General features: G+C 54.2%; 1 pseudogene. It reads right to left on the bottom strand.

The features are described from left to right. Positions 1–201 (bottom strand): annotated as a pseudogene (locus FDX22_RS31320) (ferredoxin--NADP(+) reductase); the annotation flags it as partial.

The following is a 201-nucleotide window of genomic DNA, read 5'->3' as shown; positions in this document are numbered from 1 at the left end:
GATGCGTAATTTACCTTCGTAGCGTTTTTCCAACGCCTGCATCAGCGGTAGATAGCTCAAATCGGCGGCATAGCGCGCGGCGTGGACCAGCACCAGATTTTTAAAGCGATCCAGGTCCTTGCCTAACTGCAGAATCGACAAATATGGGCCGATAGCCGTGCCGGTCGCCAGCATCCATAGCGTTTCGCAATCGGGGACTTC

Source organism: Citrobacter sp. TBCS-14 (genome assembly GCF_005280805.1).
Lineage (GTDB): Bacteria > Pseudomonadota > Gammaproteobacteria > Enterobacterales > Enterobacteriaceae > Citrobacter > Citrobacter gillenii.
This window is presented reverse-complemented; position numbering and strand designations above follow the sequence as displayed.